Below are 3,367 nucleotides of genomic sequence, written 5' to 3' on the forward strand. Positions count from 1 at the left end.
ATCCTCACCGAACCCGAACCCGGCCTGTTCGCTCAGCCCCGCGCCTGACCACCACCAAGCGGCGACGACCAGCAGCCCTCACCCAACCTCAACCACGAAACGGACAAGAACTCACGTACCGCACTCTGAGAGACAGCGAAGAGACAGGAAGGGGCCCGGCCGACCGGCCGGGCCCCTTTCACGTGTGCGTCGCCCCGCTCGTCAGAACGTGCCCAGCTTCACGATCGACAGCAGGGCGATCAGCTGGATCGCCGAGGCGCCCAGGGCCTTCGGCCAGGGCAGGTCGTGGGAGCGGCTGACCATGAGGGTCAGCAGGGCGCCGCCCGCGATCCAGGTGGCCCAGCCGAGCAGTTGGACGAAGCCCGCGTCGCCGCTGAAGAACATGGCAACGAGCAGACGCGGTGCGTCCGTGATGGACATGATCAGCATGGACAGGCCGACCGTGGGCTGCCAGGCCCCGTCGCCGCCGAGCTGGCGGGCCAGGGTGTGGGTGACCGCGCCCAGGACGAAGGAGCTGATCACCATGGCCACCGCGGTGATCAGGACGATCGGGATCGCGTTGGACAGCGTGGCGTTGATGGCGTCCTCGCGGGCGCCGTCGAAGCCGAAGACCGCGAGCAGGCCGTAGAGGAACGTCACGACGAGGGCGGGGCCCCACATCGTGTAGTCGCGCATCTGGAGGAAGGTCTGGTTGGGGGAGACGACGGTGCCCCGCAGCAGGTCCTTCCAGTGCAGCCGGGGGCCTATCGGGCCGGCCGGGGCCGAGCCCGCGTGGTAGGTCCCGCCCTGGTTGTACGGGTCCTCGCCGACCGCGAACGCCTGGGTGTGGCCCGGATTGTCGGCCGCGTACGGGTCGTGACCGCCCTGTGGGTGACCGCCGTCGCCGAAATACTCCGGCTCGCCCTGGCCGCCGCCGTAGCCACCGCCGCTGGCCTGCGGCCACTGGACGCCGCCGGCTCCGTACGGTGGCCGCTGCCGCGGGTACGGCTGCGGCGTCGGCGGATAGCCGTACGACGGCGCCTGGGGGGGCTGCTGTCCGTACGGAAGTTGTCGGGGTCGCGCGTGCGGCGCGCGGTCGTCCCGGCCGCCGCGCCCGCTCCTGAATCCAGCCACGTCATCGAACGTACCCGGTCCCGGCAAGTCCCGGGCCGGGCCGGGTGTATGGACGAGGCTTTGCGGCCGAGCTGTGACATCCCCTAGGGGAACCGTGGGACGGCTGTCCTACCTGAGTACGGGGCCGCGGCCGGCCGGCTCCGTCCGAGACCGGAGGACCAGCGGCCCCGCTGCGGGCGCGCCCGGTCGGTTCCGTCAGCCGCCCGTGTCGCCGTTCTCTCCGCGGGCACCGGCGATCAGCTCCGCGCGGCGGTCGCCGGTGACGTCGGGGAGGAAGACCGCGTCACCGAAGAAGTCCCTCGACTCGGCGGTGCCCGGGACGCCGGAGGTGTTCTGCGAGAAGGACTTGGCGCCGGTGCCGGTCAGGCCGCGGGCCGAGCCGCGCAGGACGACGACCGCGCCGGCGTCCTGCTTGGCGCCCAGGGACTCCTCCGGCACGCCGACCGCGATGTCCCGGTAGCCGTCGCCGTCGAAGTCGCCGGACAGCCCGGAGGGCGCGGCGGAGGCCGTGGTGGCGGGCAGGGCGGTGACCATGCCGGTGGTCAAGGCCGCGGCGAGGGTGGAGGCGGCCAACAGGAGCGTGCGCTTGCGCATGCCGAGTCCGTTCCGGGAGAGGCGGTCGGTGATCCGAGGGCCGGGAGCCGGGGAGCCGGGAGGAGCCGGTATGCGATGTTCGGCATTCGGAACTGAGCAGCCGGGAGCCCGGGAAGCCCGGGGACGGGGCGTCAGTCGACGAAGCCGCCGCCGAATTCCGGCAGTTCACGTGCGGGGCTCGGCGCGAGCCCGCTGCTCGTCCCGCGCAGCAGCAGGGCCTTGTCGCTCATGCCGACGGTCAGGTCGGCCTTGCCGTCGCGGTCGAGGTCGCGCAGACGGACGGCGTAGCCGAAACCGGCGTCGGCGACGGCAGGACCGGCGACGGTCTGCGGGATCCAGGAGGACCGGGTGCCGGTGAGGCCGCCGGAGCCGCCGCGGAAGAGGTGGACGCCGCCCTGGTCCCGCCTGCCGCTGACGTCCTCGTGGGGCACGCCGACGGCGAGGTCGGCGTAGCCGTCGCCGTTGGTGTCGGCGGCCGAGACGGCGTAGCCGAAGTTGTCGCCGGCCTCGGGGGTGCCCGAGACGCCCGCTGTGGCCTGGGTGAACGTCTTCGAGCCGCTCGGGCCGGAGGACGTGCCGCGCCAGATGGTCACCGCGCCCTTGCCGCGGTCCCTGTCGGGCTGCCCGATGGCGATGTCGCCGTAGCCGTCCTTGTCGAAGTCGCCGATGACGGCGTTCGGGCCGAGGCCGCCGCGCCAGCGGTCGGCGAGGGTCTTGGAGGCGCCGGAGGCCAGACCGGAGGAAGAGCCCTTGAGGAACCAGGCGCGCATCCGCACCTCGCTGCCGTAGGACTGTTCGCCGAGGATCACCAGGTCGGTCTTTCCGTCGCGGTTGACCTTGCCGGCCGCGAGGCGGTGGGAGTACCAGCCCGCGCCCTCCTTGTCGATCTTGCTGACGGTGCCGGTGCGCCCGGACTTGGTGAACGGGCCGCGGTACAGCCAGGCCTCGGAACCGCCGACGACCGCGAGGTCGGGCGAACCGTCCCCGGTGAAGTCGCCGGTGGCGAGGTCCGCCCCGAAGTGCGCCTGCGAGCCGCCCGCACCGCTCTTCGGGGCGAGGGTGGTGCCGCCGGACAGGCCGGAGCGGGAGCCCCAGACGATGGTGACCTTGCCGCGGTACTTCGCGCTGCCCACGTGCTCGGTCTGGTTGCCCACGACGAGGTCGGCGTACCCGTCCTTGTTGAGGTCGGCGCTCGCGAGCGAGTCGCCGAACATGTCGTCGTCCTCCCCCGCGCCGGGCACTCCGGGGCTGTCCTGGTGGACCACCTGGGTGCGGGAGGTGTCCAGGCCGCGGGCGGTGCCGTAGACGACGGTCACGGCGCCGCCCCTCCAGCCGCCCGGGCCGGAGATGCCCGTGTAGGCGTTGCTGTACGCGAGGTCGCGGTAACCGTCGCCGTTGAAGTCGTCGTACTGCTTGGCGACCGCGGCCGACGCCGGGCCGCTCAGCATCAGAGGCGTCAGGCCGGCGGCGAGGACGGTGGCGGCCAGAGCCACGGAGGTGTGTCGGCGCATGGGGCTCCTCGGGAAGCCGCCGGGCGACGGCCCGGCGGAATTCGACGGCGATCAGGAGACCCGCGGCGGTGGGTAAGGGTTGTACGTGTGTTCGGTGAATATGTGGGCCCGCTGTGACCTGTGGGGTGGGGCCGGGGAGCGGGCACGCT

The 3,367-nt window shown here is 72.7% G+C and carries 3 protein-coding genes; all 3 read right to left on the reverse strand.

What is annotated here, in order from left to right; all coding sequences use genetic code 11:
* Positions 1-201 precede the first annotated feature (201 nt).
* Positions 202-1,113 (reverse strand): Yip1 family protein, encoded by a 912-nt coding sequence (locus C1I97_RS33740; protein ID WP_111006820.1) that lies wholly within the window; start codon positions 1,111-1,113, stop codon positions 202-204.
* A gap of 195 nt (positions 1,114-1,308) precedes the next feature.
* Complete coding sequence (locus C1I97_RS33745; RefSeq protein WP_111006821.1) at positions 1,309-1,707, reverse strand: FG-GAP repeat protein; 399 nt, start codon at positions 1,705-1,707, stop codon at positions 1,309-1,311.
* Positions 1,708-1,838: 131 nt separating this feature from the next.
* Positions 1,839-3,218 (reverse strand): FG-GAP-like repeat-containing protein, encoded by a 1,380-nt coding sequence (locus C1I97_RS33750; RefSeq protein ID WP_111006822.1) that lies wholly within the window; start codon positions 3,216-3,218, stop codon positions 1,839-1,841.
* Positions 3,219-3,367 lie beyond the last annotated feature (149 nt).

It is taken from the genome of Streptomyces sp. NTH33, assembly GCF_003236365.1.
In the GTDB taxonomy this organism is placed as follows: domain Bacteria; phylum Actinomycetota; class Actinomycetes; order Streptomycetales; family Streptomycetaceae; genus Streptomyces.